This window comes from Curtobacterium sp. PhB78 (assembly GCF_003751685.1).
Lineage (GTDB): Bacteria > Actinomycetota > Actinomycetes > Actinomycetales > Microbacteriaceae > Curtobacterium.
The window spans coordinates 1-1,228 of the sequence record NZ_RKIA01000015.1; the positions used below are offsets into that span (position 1 = coordinate 1).

Here is a 1,228-nt window from a genome sequence, read left to right on the forward strand (position 1 = left end):
GGTGGATTCAAGTGGTCGGTGCAACACCGCCTGTCAGTGACGCCGAGAGTAGCTCGTCGAGAGCCTCTCTCGGCGTCATGGCGTCGAGGCGTTTGCGTGGTCGGTTGTTGAGCTTGTCGGCGATGTAGTCGAGGTAGTCCGCGGGGAACACGGACAGGTCCTGTCCCTTCGGGAAGTACTGCCGCAGCAGCCCGTTCGTGTTCTCGTTCGAGCCGCGCTGCCAGGGCGAGTGAGGGTCGCAGAAGTAGATCTCGATCCCGGTCGCGATGCTGATCTGCTTGTGGGACGCCATCTCGATGCCCTGGTCCCAGGTGACCGACTTGCGGAGCATCTCGGGCATCTTCCCGATCGCGGTGATCATCTGATCTCGCACCTCGGCAGCGCCGTGCTTAGTCGGCAGGTGGAGCAGCATCACGAACCCGGTGGTGCGTTCGACCAGGGTGCCGATCGCGGAACCCGAGTCCTTCCCAACGATCAAGTCCCCTTCCCAATGCCCGGGGACCAGACGACCCTCGACCTCGGCGGGTCGATCCGCGATCGAGACCATTTCGAGCATGTCCGCCCGCGACCGACGCTGTTCCCGCCCCCGCGGCCGGCGCAGCGTCCGCCCGGTGCGCAACGCGACCTGGAGTTCGCGTTTCACCCCACCACGGCCCTCGACATACAGGGCCTGGTAGATCGTCTCGTGCGACACCCGCATCTCCGGATCGTGTGGGAAGTCCCGCCGCAGCCGGAGCATGATTTGCTCCGGTGAACGGTCCGCTTCCAACCCAGTCTGCACGTAGTCCCGGAGCCGACCGTTGATGGCGAGCTTGCGTGGTTTTGGTCGGGCCCGCCGCTGATCAACGATCCGTTGCGCCGTTGAGGGCCGATACCCGCCCCGGCCCGCGTTGCGCAGCTCACGAGATACCGTCGATGGTGCCCGACCGAGCCGGGCAGCGATCTGCCGGAGCGAGTGCCCCCGAGACCGACCAAACCAGATCTCTTCACGCTCCTCGAGCGACAACCGGACACCGGACGGAGCAGCGAGCACGGGCGGCATGCCGCCAGCCTGGCTGACCCAGTCCGCGGCCGTCGACCGGTTCACACCAGTCGCGGCCGCGGCCAGGGTCGTGCTCCCAAGCTCCGCCAACGCAGCCCAGAACCGTCGCTTGTCCTCACGCGTGTGCCAACGACCCACACCAACACCTCACCACTCAAGGTGTTGCAACCACCCCTTGAACCCAAG

General features: G+C 66.0%; 1 protein-coding gene. It reads right to left on the reverse strand.

Annotation, left to right across the window (positions count from 1 at the left end; all coding sequences use genetic code 11):
* Window positions 1-7 precede the first annotated feature (7 nt).
* A complete protein-coding gene (locus EDF53_RS18895; protein WP_123294985.1) occupies window positions 8-1,042 on the reverse strand; it encodes an IS30 family transposase in 1,035 nt (344 codons plus the stop codon).
* Window positions 1,043-1,228: the final 186 nt, after the last annotated feature.

Excerpts from the sequence above, each read along its gene's own strand:
- EDF53_RS18895 (WP_123294985.1), bottom strand. The coding sequence starts at position 1,042 with ATGCCGCCCGTGCTCGCTGCTCCGTCCGGTGTCCGGTTGTCGCTCGAG.